At 63.9% G+C, this 15651-nt stretch carries 16 protein-coding genes; 6 read left to right on the top strand and 10 right to left on the bottom strand.

Features of this window, described 5'->3' with window-relative positions:
- Positions 1 to 106: 106 nt before the first annotated feature.
- From RA164_RS05235 to RA164_RS05225, 3 genes are read right to left on the bottom strand one after another with little or no spacing between them, the layout of a single operon-like run.
- Complete coding sequence (locus tag RA164_RS05235; protein WP_329742912.1) at positions 107 to 1039, bottom strand: 1-phosphofructokinase family hexose kinase; 933 nt, start codon at positions 1037 to 1039, stop codon at positions 107 to 109.
- Positions 1036 to 1977 carry a carbohydrate kinase family protein gene (locus RA164_RS05230; protein ID WP_329742911.1) on the bottom strand — a complete coding sequence of 314 codons (942 nt, stop codon included), beginning with the start codon at positions 1975 to 1977 and terminating at the stop codon, positions 1036 to 1038. Before RA164_RS05230 ends, RA164_RS05235 begins: the two co-directional genes overlap by 4 nt.
- The gene (locus tag RA164_RS05225; protein ID WP_329742910.1) at positions 1974 to 3161 is read right to left on the bottom strand and encodes an SIS domain-containing protein; all 1188 of its coding nucleotides are present in this window, start codon (positions 3159 to 3161) and stop codon (positions 1974 to 1976) included. Before RA164_RS05225 ends, RA164_RS05230 begins: the two co-directional genes overlap by 4 nt.
- A 56-nt stretch (positions 3162 to 3217) precedes the next feature.
- On the opposite strand from RA164_RS05225, the gene RA164_RS05220 reads away from it, so the two are divergent.
- The 3 genes from RA164_RS05220 (at position 3218) to agaR (ending at position 6297) form a co-directional block, all read left to right on the top strand.
- Positions 3218 to 4135, top strand: coding sequence for a class I fructose-bisphosphate aldolase (locus tag RA164_RS05220; RefSeq protein ID WP_329742909.1), 918 nt, complete (start codon positions 3218 to 3220; stop codon positions 4133 to 4135).
- A 144-nt stretch (positions 4136 to 4279) separates the two neighbouring features.
- Positions 4280 to 5494, top strand: a complete 1215-nt coding sequence (locus RA164_RS05215; protein WP_329742908.1) for an amidohydrolase family protein — start codon at positions 4280 to 4282, stop codon at positions 5492 to 5494.
- Positions 5491 to 6297, top strand: a complete 807-nt coding sequence (agaR, locus tag RA164_RS05210; protein WP_329742907.1) for a transcriptional repressor AgaR — start codon at positions 5491 to 5493, stop codon at positions 6295 to 6297. Before RA164_RS05215 ends, agaR begins: the two co-directional genes overlap by 4 nt.
- A gap of 27 nt (positions 6298 to 6324) precedes the next feature.
- On the opposite strand, the gene RA164_RS05205 is transcribed toward agaR, so the two are convergent.
- The 5 genes from RA164_RS05205 to RA164_RS05185 form a co-directional block, all read right to left on the bottom strand.
- Entirely contained in the window at positions 6325 to 6933 is a 609-nt protein-coding gene (locus RA164_RS05205; protein ID WP_329742906.1) for a class I SAM-dependent DNA methyltransferase, read from the bottom strand.
- 166 nt (positions 6934 to 7099) lie between these two features.
- On the bottom strand, positions 7100 to 7441 hold the full coding sequence (locus RA164_RS05200) for a hypothetical protein (RefSeq protein WP_329742905.1): 342 nt from the start codon (positions 7439 to 7441) through the stop codon (positions 7100 to 7102).
- 41 nt (positions 7442 to 7482) lie between these two features.
- On the bottom strand, positions 7483 to 8178 hold the full coding sequence (locus tag RA164_RS05195; RefSeq protein WP_329742904.1) for a hypothetical protein: 696 nt from the start codon (positions 8176 to 8178) through the stop codon (positions 7483 to 7485).
- A gap of 219 nt (positions 8179 to 8397) precedes the next feature.
- Positions 8398 to 8745 (bottom strand): ribonuclease E inhibitor RraB, encoded by a 348-nt coding sequence (locus RA164_RS05190; protein ID WP_329742903.1) that lies wholly within the window; start codon positions 8743 to 8745, stop codon positions 8398 to 8400.
- A 200-nt stretch (positions 8746 to 8945) separates the two neighbouring features.
- Positions 8946 to 9287: a hypothetical protein gene (locus RA164_RS05185; RefSeq protein ID WP_329742902.1), complete on the bottom strand. Its 342-nt coding sequence runs from the start codon at positions 9285 to 9287 to the stop codon at positions 8946 to 8948.
- A 319-nt stretch (positions 9288 to 9606) separates the two neighbouring features.
- On the opposite strand from RA164_RS05185, the gene RA164_RS05180 reads away from it, so the two are divergent.
- Together RA164_RS05180 and RA164_RS05175 are read left to right on the top strand one after the other, a co-directional pair.
- Positions 9607 to 11172 carry a DUF1800 domain-containing protein gene (locus RA164_RS05180; protein ID WP_329742901.1) on the top strand — a complete coding sequence of 522 codons (1566 nt, stop codon included), beginning with the start codon at positions 9607 to 9609 and terminating at the stop codon, positions 11170 to 11172.
- A 9-nt stretch (positions 11173 to 11181) separates the two neighbouring features.
- On the top strand, positions 11182 to 12381 hold the full coding sequence (locus tag RA164_RS05175; RefSeq protein ID WP_329742900.1) for a DUF1501 domain-containing protein: 1200 nt from the start codon (positions 11182 to 11184) through the stop codon (positions 12379 to 12381).
- 25 nt (positions 12382 to 12406) lie between these two features.
- On the opposite strand, the gene RA164_RS05170 is transcribed toward RA164_RS05175, so the two are convergent.
- Complete coding sequence (locus RA164_RS05170) at positions 12407 to 13333, bottom strand: sensor domain-containing protein (protein ID WP_329742899.1); 927 nt, start codon at positions 13331 to 13333, stop codon at positions 12407 to 12409.
- Positions 13333 to 13695, bottom strand: a complete 363-nt coding sequence (locus RA164_RS05165; RefSeq protein WP_329743483.1) for a PadR family transcriptional regulator — start codon at positions 13693 to 13695, stop codon at positions 13333 to 13335. Before RA164_RS05165 ends, RA164_RS05170 begins: the two co-directional genes overlap by 1 nt.
- A gap of 676 nt (positions 13696 to 14371) precedes the next feature.
- Between RA164_RS05165 and RA164_RS05160 the strand changes: the two genes are divergently transcribed.
- Positions 14372 to 15450 (top strand): IS3 family transposase gene (locus tag RA164_RS05160; protein WP_412731025.1). Its coding sequence is split into 2 segments (ribosomal slippage): positions 14372 to 14630 and positions 14630 to 15450, totalling 1080 coding nucleotides; the frame shifts between segments, so codons are not numbered across the junction.
- Positions 15451 to 15651: the final 201 nt, after the last annotated feature.

The following is a 15651-nucleotide window of genomic DNA, read 5'->3' as shown; positions in this document are numbered from 1 at the left end:
TATGATTCACGTCTGGATGTCCGCGACTCCGCTCCCCGCATCGCGCGCGACGTTCAACACCGACAATTCACTCCGCCGTCGGCAATCTGCTTTTCCGCTCCTGGATTCAGTGCATCCACGCCCTCACCTGGACCCGGCCGAGCAGGTGCTCGACCCGGTCCGGATGCACGTAACCGGTTTCCGTCTCCATTGCGTTGGCCGCACCACAGGCAACCGCCAGCCGCAGGGCCTCGCGCATCGGCTGGCCGCGGCGCAATGCCACTGCCATGCCGGCCAGGAAGCAGTCGCCCGAGCCCACCGCGTTGCGTACCTGCTCCAGTTCGACCGAGGCGTGCCATGCGCCATCGCCGTCGAGGCCGACCGCACCGTCCGCGCCCAGGCTCAGCACCGGCATCGACACGCCGCGCGCGGCGATCTCTCGCAGCGCATCGACGGCCGCCGCGATGCCATCGATATCGCGACCAAGCAGCACCTGTACTTCATCGCGGTTCGGCTTGATCAGGAATGGACGAGCCTCCAGTGCGTGGTGCAGCAGCTCCCCGCTGGCATCGACCAGGCATCGCTTGCCGGCGGACTGCGCCAGCCGCACCAGCGCGGCATAGGTATCGGCGGCAAACCCGCGCGGCAGACTGCCGGACAGGATCACCAGTTCGCTTTCGTCGACACTGCGCTGGAAATCGCGCAGCAGGCGGTCGCGCTCGTCGGGGCTGAGCTGAGGCCCCTGCCCCAGGATCTCGGTCATGCGCCCGTCGCGCTCGCGCAAAGCCATGCAGTGACGCAGTTCGCCCGCCACCTCGACACCGTGGAACAACACGCCACGCTCGCTCATGCGCCGGCCGACGAGGTTGCGGTGCGCGGCATCGACCAGCCCGACCAGCTGCACACGCTCGCCGAGCGCGGCCATCGTCTGCGCCACATGCACGCCCTTGCCGCCGGGGTAGACCTGCTCCGCACTGGCTCGATGGACCTGACCGGACGTGAGCGTGTCGATCTGGATCAGGCGGTCGATCGCCGTGTTGAAGCCGGCGACCGTGATCATGGGGTTTGCGCCATCAGGGCTTCGACCTCGGCGGCCGTGGCCTGGCCGGGCGTACCGCCGACCGCGCGGGTGGACAGGCTGCCGCAGGCGCTGCCCCAGCGCAGGCAGTCGCGCAACGGCATGTCGCGCAGCCATGCATGCAGGAAACCGGCATCGAAGGAGTCGCCGGCGCCGGTGCTGTCCAGCGCGTCCACCGCGCAGGCCGGGATCTCCAGCAACTTCCCTTCGTGCAGGGTGGCGCAGCCGTCGCGGCCGCGCTTGACCACGGTGCGGGTGCGGCCGTTGTCGAGCGCGTGCAACGCCGTCGACAGATCGGACGCGGCCGTGATCGCGAACAGTTCCTCCTGGTTGGGCAGGAACACATCGACGTCATGCAGCACCTCGATGATGTCCGCGCCCCACTGCTGTGCCGGGTCGAAACCCGGATCCAGCGAGGTGCTGAGCCCTGCCGCACGGGCACGCGCGAACAGCTCGCGGCAACCCGGCCGCAGTGCACGCTGCAGGTAGTACGAGGACACGTGAAGGTGGTCCGCACGCGCCAGCATGGCCGCGCTTATATCGCTTTCCTGCAGCTCGCCGATGGCACCTGCGAAGGTGACCAGCGCGCGGTCCTGCGGCGTGGACAGCGACACGGTGACACCAGTGCGCAGGGACGGGTCCGGAACCATGGTGGTCGTGTCGATGCCTGCATCGCGCAATGCATCGAGGCAGAACACGCCCCAGCTGTCGATGCCCAGCCGGCCATGGAAGCTGACCGGATCGCCCAGCCGCGCCAGCCCCATCGCGCAGATCATCGACGAGCTGCCGGGGGTAGTCGCGAAGTCCTCGGCCAGCACCTCCTGACCGGGCTCCGGCAGCGCGCGGCAACCTTTGAACACGAGGTCCACGTTGACCTCGCCCGCGACCAGGATGCGTTTGCCGGCCGCCACGGCGTTCATGCGCGCGCCCCGTGCAGCACGAAGCCTTCCACGACCCGGGTGAGCACGCCCTGCGCCGGTGCGTCGGGGGTACCGCCTAGATGCAGGCAGCGGAAGAAGGCCAGCAGTTGCCCACTGACCACCTGCGCCAGCATCGACGACACTGCACTGCCGCCCAGCGCCAGATCGATGGCCACGTCGTCGGGGCCGACCAGCTCGCCGGGGATGCCTTCGCCGATGATCAGCCTGGCCATGCCCAATTGCTTGCGTGACAACTCCCGCAGCAGGTCGTGCTCGTAGGCGCGCACCAGCGGGTCCGGCGACAGGAACGCCACCACCAGCGTGTTGTCGCGCACGCTGGACATCGGGCCATGGCGCAGACCGAGGAAGGTCTCGGCCATGGTGAGCACGCGGCCGCCGGTCATTTCCAGCATCTTCAGCGCGCTTTCCTGGGCCACGCCCAGCGCCGCACCGCTGCCCAGATAGACGGCCATGCCGAGGTCGCGCCGTGCCAGCGCCGCCAGTGCATCGGCATGGGTATCGATCAAGGTCTGCGTGGCCGCCGCCGCGCGTCCGGCCACCGTTACCGTGTCGCTGTGCGGCGGGAGGCCGCTGCCGGCCAGCAGCAGGTTGCTGAAGCTGCTGGTCATCACCAGGCTGCGGTCGTTGGTCCGCGCGTCCAGCACCAGCACGCTCACGCGCGGGTCGTCGCGGTACGCCGTGGCCAGGTGGCCGTTGGCGTTGCAGGTAATCATCAGGTGCCGCCACTCCGGCGCCTCGGCCAGCAGACGGTCGACCACGCCACCGCTTTCCGGACTGTCGCCCGAACGTGCCAGCGAAATCAGCAGGCCGGGCTGCGGCGGCAAGGTGCCACGCCAGTGGGTCAGCAGGGTTCCCGCAGGAATCGCGCGCGCCTCGCGTCCCAGCCCTTCCTGCAGTACCGGGGCGAGACATTCGCCGATGTACATCGAACTGCCGGACCCGGTCAGCACAATCGGACCGGTGGTGGCAGCCAGCGCCTGCGCCAGGACGGCCCGCGGCGTATCGTCGTGCAGCAGGCGCGCCGTGTCGCACCAGGTCACCGGTTGCTGCAGGATCTCGCGCAAGGTGTCGGCGTAGCCGGCTGCACGCTGGCCTGCCTCGTCACTGGCAAGCAGATCGGTCAGTCCCGGACCAACTTTCGTTTTCTTATCATCTATTGACATTTTGTCCAATTCGCTCGAATGTGAAATCATTCGATCACCCCAGCAGAGTATATGAAATGAAAGAAAGCTTACAAGCCCCTTCGAAAGCTTCCGAAAGATTTTCGAAATGGCCCCTGTCGCACGGCAAGCGCACCCGCCTTTGGCGCCTGCTGTACGGCCATGGTCCGCGCAACGGCAGCTTGCTTGTACTGCCGCTGGACCAGGGACTGGAACATGGCCCCACCGATTTCTTTCCCCATCCGCCCGCAGTCGATCCCGGCTACCAGTTCGCCCTGGCCGAAGCCGGCGGTTTTTCGGCCATCGCGTTGGGCATCGGCCTGGCCGAGAAATACATGACCGAGTATTGCGGCCGCGTGCCGCTGATCCTCAAGCTCAACGGCAAGACCAACATACCCAGCGACGCCGAGGCCACCTCGCCGCTGTTCGCCTCGGTGGAGGACGCCGTGCGTCTGGGCGCGGACGCCGTGGGCTACACCATCTATGTCGGCTCGCCGCGCCAGCATGACGAATTCCGCCAGTTCGAGCAGGTGCGCCGCGACTGCGAACGCTTCGGCATGCCGCTGGTGCTGTGGTCGTACCCGCGCGGTGGCGCTGTCAATGCCAAGGGCGGCACCAACACGCTGTATGCGCAGGACTACGCCGCGCGCGTGGCACTGGAGCTGGGTGCCGACATCGTCAAGCTGCACGAACCGAACGACAGCGTGGCCAACGTGCCCGCACCGTACGACACGCTGCAGGAAGACGCCGCCGCTCGCTGCGCGCGGGTGGTGCGTTCGGCCGGTCGCACCATGGTGCTGTTTTCCGGCGGCGAGAAGAACGACGACGACGCGGCGGTGCTGCGCAAGGTGGAGTTCTACATGCAGTCCGGCGCCAGCGGCGTGATGTTCGGTCGCAACATGTGGCTGCGCCCGTTCGACCAGGCCTTGGCGCTGACCCGGCAGGTGCACGACATCATGGCGAAGTACCCGCGCTGAGAAGCGCCGCCGCACCCCGCCATCCCTGCCTGCACCGGGATGGCGGGGATGGAACGTCCGCAGGGCACGGCATGTTCCCGATACACCAGGCTTGCCACGGTGTACTTTGTCCGGCGCAAGACGCCAAGAACAGGTAGTTTCAGCATGACCGACCAGAAATCCTGCCTCTGCTGTGCCCCGCCCACCGGCGCGGGCACCGTGCGCGTCGAGGGCAGCAGCAAGAATCCGCTGCAGACCGCGCCCGACGCCGGCAAGGCGGGACTGCGGCTTAAGGACTTCAAGCCACGCAGCATGCTGCACGTGCCGAAGACCCGGGTGGAGCGACCGCGCTTCCCGGTGATCGACGTACACGCCCACCTGACCTGGTCTAAGAACGTGCGCAACGGCGTGTCGGTGGGTGAGGAAATCACCGTGTTCAGCACGCCCGAAGCACTGCTTCCAGTGATGGATCGCAAGGGCGTGCGCACCCTGGTCAATCTGACCGGCGGCGTCGGCAAGGGCCTGGAGGAAAGCATCCGGCTGTTCGACCAGGCCGCGCCCGGCCGCTTCCTCACACTGACCGAACCGTCCTTCGCGGCATTCCCCGAAGCGGACTACCCGCAGCGCCAGGCCGACGCGATCGCGCATGCCCACAAGGTCGGCGCCCGCGGACTGAAACTGCTGAAGACGCTGGGCCTGTACCTGCGCGAGCGTATCGACGAAGGCCCGCTGGTGGGCGTCGACGACCGTCGCTTCGACCCAATGTGGGAAGCCTGCGCCGCACACGGCATGCCGGTATTCCTGCACGTGTCCGACCCGGAGGCGTTCTTCCTGCCCACCGACGGCGACAACGAACGTTACGAGGAACTGGCGCAGCACCCGGACTGGTCGTTCTACGGCCCGGAGTTCCCCAGCCACCAGGAGCTGATCGACGCGCGCAACCGCATGATCGCGCGCCATCCGCAGACCACCTTCGTGCTGCTGCACGTGGGCAACAACGCGGAAAACCTGGCCGCGGTCACCGACTGTCTGCAGCGCTACCCCAACACCCTGGTCGACATCAGCGCCCGCATCGGCGAGCTTGGCCGGCAGCCACGCATCGCCCAGCGTTTCTTCGACCGCTTCCAGGACCGGATCCTGTTCGGCACCGACGCGGTGCCGTCGCCGTGGGGCGACGATGTGCCCCAGCAACTGTTCGGCGACGAACTTTATGAGATCTACTTCCGCTTTCTGGAAACCGAAGACGAATATTTCGACTATGCTCCGTCAACGATACCTCCGCAGGGGCGTTGGTCGATCTACGGTCTAAATCTGCCGGACGCCATCTTGCGCAAGGTGTATCACGACAACGCTGCACGACTCCTGCGCATTCAGACATGAGCCAAACAAAAACTGCCGAGCCCCACCGCCGCCTTCTGGTCGAAGAGCGTCGGCGTCTGATCGCTGAACTCGTAGCAAAGCAAGGACGCGCCACTGTCGAGGAACTGGCAAACGAATTCGGCACATCCGCCGTCACCATCCGCGCCGACCTGGAAACCCTTGCCCGCCAGGGCCTGGTCGCCCGCTCTCACGGCGGTGCGCTGCCCGTGCATACGCCGGTCTCCAACGACACCCCGCTGAGCATCAAGGAAACCCGCCGCCACGCGCAGAAGGTGCGCATCGGCCAGGCTGCGGCCCGGCTTATCCGCGACGGCGAAACCATCATTCTCGACTCCGGCTCCACCACCGCCGAGATCGCCCGGCAGATCCGCCAGATGAAACTGGAATCGCTGACGGTGATTACCAACGCACTGAACGTGGCGCTGGAACTTTCCGGCCTGCCGAACGTGCGGGTGATGATGCTGGGTGGCATGTTGCGCCAGACCTCCTACTCGCTGGTCGGCCCCGATGCCGAGCAGGCGCTGGGCAAGCTGTCGGCCGACCGCCTGTTCCTGGGCGTGGACGGACTGGACCCGGCCGTGGGCGTGACCACGCCCGACCCGCTGGAAGCCTCGCTCAATGCCTTGATGATCCGCGTCTCGCGCGAGACCGTTGCGGTGCTGGACGCCAGCAAGCTGGGCCAGCGCAGCCTCTCGGTGATCACGCCCGTGAACCAGCTGCACCAGGTCATCACCGATGCCAGCGCACCGGACGAGATGATCGAGACACTGCGTGGTGCCGGGGTCGAGGTCACCCTGGTCTAGGCTGCGCTCGACGGCCCGGCTCGCGTCTCAACGCGGCAGCCGCGCCAGCTCCAGCGCCGCGATGCGCCGGTCCAGCCTTGGCGCCAGATAGCAGTGCGAGCCGCACGGCAGCAGGCCAGCTTCGACAAAACGCTGCAGGTACCAGTCCGGCGCACGTCGATGGAAACCTTCCAGGTCGCCATCCACGCCATCGCGGCTGGTGAACACCTCGATGAACGCCACACCCTCGACCATTTCGGCAATGCCGACCAGTCCCGCACGGATCTCTGCCGGCTTCAGGTAATGCAGCACGTCGCTGCAGACGATCAGGTCGAAGCGGGTCTCGAAGCGCAGGTGTTCCAACTGGCCGAATCGCGCCAGTCCCACATTGCGGCTGCGGCCGTAACGCGCCACCACGTATTCGCTGGCATCCAGCCCGCGGTATTCGATGCCCGGCCGCAGCGCGCGCAGCGGCGCACGCCACACCGCCTCGCCGCACCCCACGTCCAGCACCGTGCGGATCGGCCGGCCCAGGTAGTACTCGGCCTGCGCCACCGCCAGCGCCACCTTGCGCTTCAGCACCGCCGACGATCCCACCGCATGTTCGGGATCGCGGTACCACTTGTCGAAATAGGCGCGGTCGTAGGTCTTGGGCATGCATCGGACTCCAGGCAGACCGCTCATGGTGCACACACCGACGAAGTTGATCAATTGAGCAAACTGGTCGTGACAGTAGCCGTCCTCTCGATCATCGTTGGTCCATGGACCGGAAACGGCCAGAAGCGGACATCCCCTACTCTCATCATGCACCATTTTGTAAGACCTACTCGCCAGACAGCTCCTGGAGCAATTTGCCTGAGACGAAAAATACATAGATCCTGTCTGCACCTTGAACGAGCACTGGCCGACCCTCTTTGTCCTGATAGAGAGAATGAGCTATCACAGCCCAGCTCTTGCCATCAAAATTGGCGTCGTAGTCGCAGCCGATTTTGGTTAAAGAGCCTAATTTTGGGAAGGGGCCAAGGGCACCATGAGTGCAATAATTCGCGGCTTCGGCTTTGGCCAATCTGAGAATATCAATTTTGCTCAAATGGTCATTGGTGGCCAAAGCGCCGATGGAATAGCAGACGGCAAGGGTCGCTGCAAATCTTGTCACCAATTGCATTGGCTCCTCCCTATGGTCTTGTCCATTTCGTAGAAAAACACTTAACTTCGACTGTTAAACCAAGCAACCAGCGCGGCGATCGCGATAAGCGGAAGGCCAGTGATTAGAATAAATTTGAGATGCCTATTCATATCTCGAAAGCGTTTCGGCCCTTTGCTATCGACCCAATGTTCGGCGCCGCTGTTTATTGCCTCGTACCACTTGCCAGATCGATCCCATTTGAACAACGTAACCTGAGGTGAGCGGGTCCGAAGCTTCAATTGGGACAGAAATGATTCGAAGTCCTGCAGCGAGCCACCGATCTTAATCAATAAATGATCGTCACTACCGAATAGCATAAGATCTGTCGCCCGCCCCCTTAGAACGGCGATTTGAGCAACGCTCGCAAGCGAAATGAATTTTTTCCCCAGTATCGAGTTTAGGGTGAGTAGGTGATCATCGATCTGGATGCGATAGTGCTTGAAATAAAAGTAGGCGAATACAATCAGTCCCAATATGCATATCCATACTGTGCCAAAGGTAGCCATATTCGGGATGCTTGATTTATCTTGAGGGGACATCGTCGAATATATAAAAATACCCATCGCGCCATAGACCGGAAGTGCGCCAAGGAAAAACCAACAAACACCTCTCGGATAGCGATAAGTTGCAACTTTACCGATCTCCTGATGACCGGATCCAGCCAACAACAGGGGCATCAAGATCGCCAAGGTCAGGCTAGTCAGAATATATGTCATTCCTGTGAACATAATTTCACTCTCTTTGGTCTTCGCCTACAAATCTTCTTGAAGAAAAAACAAAAAAATCGGCTTTGCACGCAGAAATGTAACGAGATGAAAGACTCTACGGCTTGCTCACCCGCAATCGAGGCCGCAAGGGCCACACGCGGCCAGAAGCGGACGGCCAATAACGCCTGAGGTAAGCGGCCGCGGAACCCGGTCCGCTTGACCGAGTTGTTAGGAGTCCGCCGCTTGCACGACGCAACCCCACCCGTCGTACTCCAAGCCAAACAGCTGGCAAACGCAAGCCATAAATCCTGACACCGATTGCAGAATATGCTGCTCGACAGGCATGCGAACGATAACTAGAACGCTCGGCGAGGTTTCGAGGTCCTGTGGTGTCGCCAGCCCGTATTGGTAGTCGTTGATGAAGGATGCAGCTGTTCTTGCCTTGTCCGCTGTTGGTGCACGCAAGAGAAACTCAACGTCGCGTGTGACACTGAACTGATCGCCCTGAGCGTCGAGCTTGCGAAGCAGCTCGGTATCCGCGACGGCAGTTTGCATCAATTCGTCGACAACCTTCACACGCAACCCCTAACCACTGAATATACGGACAAGCCTGTCCGGTTATACATCCCAGGTTGCGCAAAGAGATATTCACGCAACTCCTTGATCTTGCTGAAGCCTATCTGCGCGGCATCCGACTAACAACCGAACGCAAAGCCGGACAGAGGGGCCGGCCCTGGAACGGCAGCTTTGGGTCGGAGGTAGACATGAGGTAGACATTATGAATCGGCGGATAGTAGCTGTAGCAGATCTTCCGCCCGCTCCAGGCTGAGTGGCGAGGTCAGCTCTGGATTCGCCAGTTCGAATAGTGTCTCCCCCACCGGCGAACACGGCTCGTAAGCTATATCCTCTCTACACTCGATGGCATTGGCCCACTCTTCAACCTGCACAGCTGACAGCTCCGCATCGAGGTATCGGTGTAGTGCATGACGGATGTGCGACGAACTCAATTCTGCAAGTGGCCAATCGCAATCCCAGCCATACGCAGCCAAGCCGGCGAGAACATGGGGCAGTGGCTGCTCGTAACGCAGCAATTGGCCAATCAGTCCCTCGCGATCCATGCATCACCCCCAATTCGATCGATGCGTGTCTGTTTTGGGTCAGTCGCTGCCGGCCACACGCTGATCATATCGGGCGACAACCTGATCGATGCTGATTGATTGCGTGATGCAATCAGTCCGGTGCACGCACTCAGGGTAGGCAAGCGGTAGCCGTTCCGTCACCCCGGCGGGCCGGCGACGGCGCCCTCACCGCACGTGGAACCGGTACCGGCCGGGTTTGGTGAACTGTTCCATAATCCGTTGCATCGCCCGCCTGCCCCATGTCAGCCGAACCCCGGCACGGGCGTTTGCTGCAGCAGGTCCCGCCGGAAACCGCCCCATGCCCACTGCCGCCACGTTGCGCGTTCGCCCCCTTCACATGCTGTGCGGCCTGCTGCTGGGGCTCGGCCTGGCGACGTCGGCGGGCGCGCAGGACATCAAGCCACTGGGCCAGGGCGACCTGGCCTGGCTGCGCCGCGACGGCTTCGGCCTGGACAGCCAGACCATCGCCCGCTACGAGCAGCTTGGCCGGCGCCGCTTCCTCGACCGGCAGCTGGCCGGTGACGACGACAGCCTGCCGCCGGCGATCCGCCACCTGCTCGACAGCTACACCGTGGTGAACACACCGCCGGACCAGTTGCTGGTTGAGTTCCGACGACGCTTCAAGTCGGTCCGCGACATGCCGGCGGGCGACGCCAAGAACGCGGCCAAGAAGGCCCTGCTGAAAACCCGTCGCCAGCTGTTCCTGCAGGACGCCGAAGTGGAAATGCTGCACGCCGTCTACGGCGGCAACCAGTTGAAGGAACAGATGGTCTGGTTCTGGCTCAACCACTTCAGTGTCTATGCGCCGAAAGGCCCGGTCGGGCTGTTCGCCACCGATTACGAAGACCGCGTGATCCGCCCGCACGCGCTGGGCAAGTTCAAGGACCTGGTGATGGCGGTGCTGCAGAGCCCGGCCATGCTGGTGTATCTGGACAACGTGCACAACGTGAAGAGCAAGACCAACGAGAACTACGCCCGCGAACTGATGGAGCTGCACACGCTTGGCGTGGGCTCGGGCTATACCCAACAGGACGTGCAGCAACTGATGGCGATTCTCACCGGCGCCGGCATCGCGCCGTTCGCCCGGCCCGGCTGGCATGGCCGGCGCATGCGCCCCGGCTTCGTGCGCGACGGCATGTTCGTGTTCAACCCGAACAAGCACGATTTCAGCAACAAGGTGTTCCTGGGCCACACCATCCGCGGCAGCGGCTATGACGAGATCGAGCAGGCGATCGACCTGATCGTGCGGCAGCCAGCCTGCGCGCACTTCATTTCGCAGCAGCTGGCCGAGTACTTCGTCGCCGACAAGCCGCCGCCGGCGCTGGTCGACGCCATGGCACGCACCTTCCAGCACAGCGACGGCGACATCGCCGCAGTGCTGCGCACGCTGTTCACCTCCAAGGCGGTCACCGCCGATTATGGCCGCAAGTTCAAGGACCCGTTCCGCTTCGTGGTGTCGTCGATGCGACTGGCCTACGACGGCCAGCCGATCCGCAATGCCGCGCCACTGGTGAACTGGGTACGCCAGATGGGCGAGGCGCCATACGGGCGCATCACGCCGGACGGCTGGCCGCTCGACTCGGCAAGCTGGTCCGGCTCGGGACAGATGGCCAAACGCTTCGTGGTGGCGCGCGCCATCGGCAGCGGTCACAACCGACTGTTCGACCCCGCCCCGACCAACAGCCCCGACCGCATGACGCCGATGACGCCGCACATGCCGCCAACGATCCAGAACACCGCCCTGTTCCGCGCCAGCTTCGCTCCGCACCTGTCCGCCGCCACGCGCAAGGCGCTGGCCCAGGCCCGGTCGCCGCAGCAATGGAACACCTATCTGTTGTCGTCACCCGACTTCAATGAACGCTGAGGTTTCGCCATGAACCGTCGCCAGTTCCTGTTCGCCGCCGGTGCGGTCGCTGCCGCCCCCATGCTCTCGTTCTCCAGCCGGCTGTTCGCCGCGCCGCCCGGCTCACCGCGCTTCCTGCTGGTTTTCCTGCGCGGCGGCTACGACTGCAACAACCTGCTGGTGCCCTGCGGCAGCGACTTCTACTACGCGTCACGCCCGACCATCGCGATTGCCCGGCCGGATCCCGGCAACCCCGAAAGCGCGGTCGCGCTGAATGCGGACTGGGGCCTCAATCCGGTGGTGCGCGACGCACTAATGCCGCTGTGGCAACGCCGCCAGCTCGCCTTCGTGCCGTTCGCCGGCACCACCGACCTCAGCCGCAGTCATTTCGAGACCCAGGACCATATCGAACGCGGCGAACCCGACGGGGCCGGCACCAACTACCGTTCCGGTTTCCTTGCGCGGCTGTCGAAGGTGCTTACCGGTGTGCCCGCCATCGCCTTCACCAACGAGCTGCCGCTGAGCTTCCAGGGTGCCGGCCACGACATTCCCAACATCTCGCTGCGCGCCAACCCGCGCGCCGGCTTCAACCCGCGGCAGTCGGCAATCCTGGCCAGCATGTACAAGGGCACGCCGCTGGCCGCCGCCACCGCCGACGGCCTGGCGCTGCCGCGCTCGCTGTCGGCCGACCTGCGCGACGAAATGATCCAGGCCAGCCGCGGAGCGCCGGGCCCGAACAACTTCGCCATGGAAACCCGCCGCATCGCGACACTGATGCGCGACAAGTATCGGCTCGCCTTCGTCGACGTGGGCGGCTGGGACACCCACGTCAACCAGGGCAACACCCGCGGCGGCCTTGCCAACAACCTGCACAACCTGAGCACCGGACTGGCCGCCTTCGCCGACACCATGGGCAACGACTGGAACGACACCGTGGTGGTGGTGCTGTCGGAGTTCGGCCGCACCTTCCGCGAAAACGGCGACCACGGCACCGACCATGGCCATGGCACCGTGCACTGGGTGCTCGGCGGCAAGGTGAGCGGCGGCCGTCTGGCCGGCGAACAGGTCGCCGTGAACCAGCCCAACCTGCTGCAGAACCGCGACTACCCCGTGCTGAACAACTACCGCGACATGCTGGGCGGCATGTTCAGACGGATGTGGGGACTCAACCCAAACCAGCTGCAGCAGGTGTTCCCTCGGGCGAAACCGGGCGACCTCGGGCTGGTCTGAGGCGGCACGGACCCGCCGCCACGACTCAGCTTTCAGACTGCCGTGGCACCAGCATGTGCTTGGCGAGTGCACCGTGCAGACGCCCCAGCCCGCGCGCCAGGTGCAGCGTACCGAACAGCAGCAGCAGCCCGACCACGCCCATCACGATGGCCTCGCCCCAGCCCGGCACGTGCGGACCGTAACCCCAGTCCACCATGAACATGTGGTGCACATACAGGCCCTGCAGCCAGTCCGGGTGAACCAGCATCAGCAAGGGCATGCCCAGGAAACTCACCGCCACCGAAAGCAGCGTCACCGTCAGGGTGAAATAGAGGATGCCCAGCGGCAGCATCAGCCACATGTAGCAGAGCGTGGTCCAGGTATGCACGTCGGTGAACATCGCGCCGATCCGCTGCAGCAGGCTGCGCCCCGGCGGTGCGTACACCGGCCGCCGCGGCATGCGCACGCCCAGCATCGCTTCCACGATGCGCCCTTCCATCAGCGACAACACCCGCACCGTGGCGAAGAACAGCGCCACCACCAGCAGGCCGATAATCAGTACCGACAGCCCCACCGAGAGTGTCAGCCCCACAGTGACCCAGGTGAAGTAGAAGATGCCGGTGGCCAGCGACAGCAGCAGGTAGAACAGTGCGCCATAAGTGCGCGGGTCCACCGCCACGCCGAAAAAGCGCGCGGCCAGCGAACGACGCGGCGGCAGCGACGGCGGCCGCAATGCGCGCTGGATCTTGATCTCCTGGTCGCGGTAGATCTCCGCCACCTCGTCCGGCGCACCGTAGCTGCCGACCACCTGCTCCAGCATTTCCGCCTCGCTGCGGCCTGGCTGTTCGGCCAGTTCAGCGCGCAGGTGCTCCTCGGCGTCGTACAGCGCATCCTGGATCAGCGCGGGGTCGGCGCCGCGCAGGGCGGCACGCAACTGGCTGAGGTATTCCTCGATCGTTCTCGGCACAGCCATCACAACTCTCCCAGAAGAACCTTGTCGACCGAATCGCGAGTGGCGTTCCAGGCGTCCGTCCATGCGCGCAACGCCTCGCGTCCGGGTTTGGTGATGCGGTAGTAGCGGCGCGGTGGCCCGCTGACCGACGGCTGCACTTCGCTTTCCAGCAGGCCGGCCGCCTCCAGGTTGCGCAGCACCGGGTACAGCGCACTTTGCTTGCCGGCCAGCACGCCCTCGCCCAGTTCCTCCAGCCGCTTGGCGATCTGGTAGCCGTACAGCGGCTGACGGGACCGCCCCAGCACCGCCAGCAACACCAGCGACACCGTGCCGGCCGACAGCTCCTTCTGGAACTTCTTCAGTTGACCGCTGCCGTCGTCCATCCGCATGCCCGCACTGCTTCATACACTGGAGTGAATCATAGTGTGAAGTTCGTAATACCGACATGGGCCTGAAGTCATGGCCGGAGGCGAGCGTGTCTTTTGGGCATGACACCAATGTTTGTGCACGTTGTACAAACAATGGTGTCAGGGGCGATGTACAAACAATGGTGTCAGACGGTCGCAGTGATATCCCAAGGCCCCATCTACTGGGACCTTAAGCAATAGGTGACAATATGCCCCCCCCGACGCCAGGCAGCCGGAGTCGCCTCGCTACATATCGCCGCGTAGCCGACTGTGCCTGATCGTGAGTCTTGTTGCCCTGGCTGTGCCCAGCCAGGCAAGCTCGACTGACATAAGTCGACCTGTAGCAGACGTAGGGGCGACTCTCGCCTGCGGTCATGCTCATTGGAGATGACTATGGCATCACGAGATCGGTATTCCTGGGACTTGGCTTGCGAGAAATGTGGAAATAAGGGTGTTCTTCATATCTCTGAAGACGACCACCCCTTCATGAAGAAGCTACATAGGGCGGTCGACAAAGTGGACGGAGAGTTTACTGCTGACGTTGACCTCGAAAACAAGGTCCATGTGATGTGTAAGTGTGGTCACGACGCCCCCCCGGTTTTGAGTAGCACGGCCGTTTGGAGTCCAATCCCCCAACCGAAGGAGATTGGACGTGAAGAAGCGCTTTTCCGAAGAACAGATCATCGGCTTCCTGCGCGAGGCGGATGCCGGCCTGCCGATCAAGGAGCTGTGCCGCAAGCACGGCTTCAGCGAGGCCTCCTACTACCTGTGGCGCAGCAAGTTCGGCGGCATGAGCGTGCCGGACGCCAAACGCCTGAAGGAGCTGGAGACGGAGAACACGCGGCTGAAGAAGCTGCTGGCTGAGCAGATGCTTGAGAACGAGGTGATCAAGGACGTCCTGCGAAAAAAACCGTAGGCGCACCGGCCCGACGCGCGTTGGTGCGCCAGATGATCGACAAGGGGCTGAGCGAGCGGTGCGCGTTGCGCGTGGTGGGCATGAGCGCCAGCGCGTACCGCTATCAGGCGCAGCCGGACCGCAACGTGGTGCTGCGACGGCGGATCGTGGAGCTGGCGCAGCGGCACAAGCGCTACGGCGTGGGGATGATCCACCTGAAGCTTCGGCAGGAGAGCGGCGAGCCGGTGAACTACAAGCGTGTGGAGCGGTTGTATCGGGAGGAGCGGCTGCAGGTGCGCCGGCGTAAGCGGAAGAAGGTGCCGGTGAGCGAGCGGCAGCCGCTGTGTCGTCCATCGGCGCCCAACGAGGTGTGGTCAATGGACTTCGTGTTCGATCGCACCGCCGACGCCCGCGTCCTCAAGTGCCTGACCATCGTCGACGACGCCACCCATGAATCGGTCGGCATCGAGGTCGAACGAGCCATCTCCGGGATCGGCGTGACGCGCGTGCTGGATCGCCTGGGGCTGATTCGCGGCTTGCCCAAGACGATCCGCACCGACAACGGCAAGGAGTTCTGCGGCAAGGCGATGGTCGCCTGGGCGCACGAGCACGGTGTGCAGCTGCGCCTGATCGAACCGGGCAAACCGAACCAGAACGCCTACATCGAATCATTCAACGGCCGCCTGCGCGACGAATGCCTCAACGAACACTGGTTTCCCAGCCTGCTGCACGCCCGCACCGAGATTGAACGCTGGCGGCGGGAATACAACGAGGAGCGACCGAAGAAGGCGTTGGGCGGGCTGACACCGGCCGCCTACGCGAAGCAGTTAAAGTAATTCCGGACTCTAAACCGACCCGCTACTCAAAGCGGGGGGACGTCGATCGATTCGTGGGGCATTGGGGACCCTCGCGGGAGAAATCACCGCCCGGGTGAACCTGGATCGGATCGAAAATCCGGTTCAGGAGCGGCGGGAACGGCTTTGGACACTTTGGACGGGACAGTCTCGCAGGGAAAATCTTCGTCCCGACGGAACCTT

It is taken from the genome of Dyella sp. A6 (assembly GCF_036320485.1).
Lineage (GTDB): Bacteria > Pseudomonadota > Gammaproteobacteria > Xanthomonadales > Rhodanobacteraceae > Rhodanobacter_A > Rhodanobacter_A aluminiiresistens.
The sequence above is the reverse complement of the archived record's forward strand: the minus strand, read 5'-3'. Positions and strand labels throughout refer to the sequence as shown.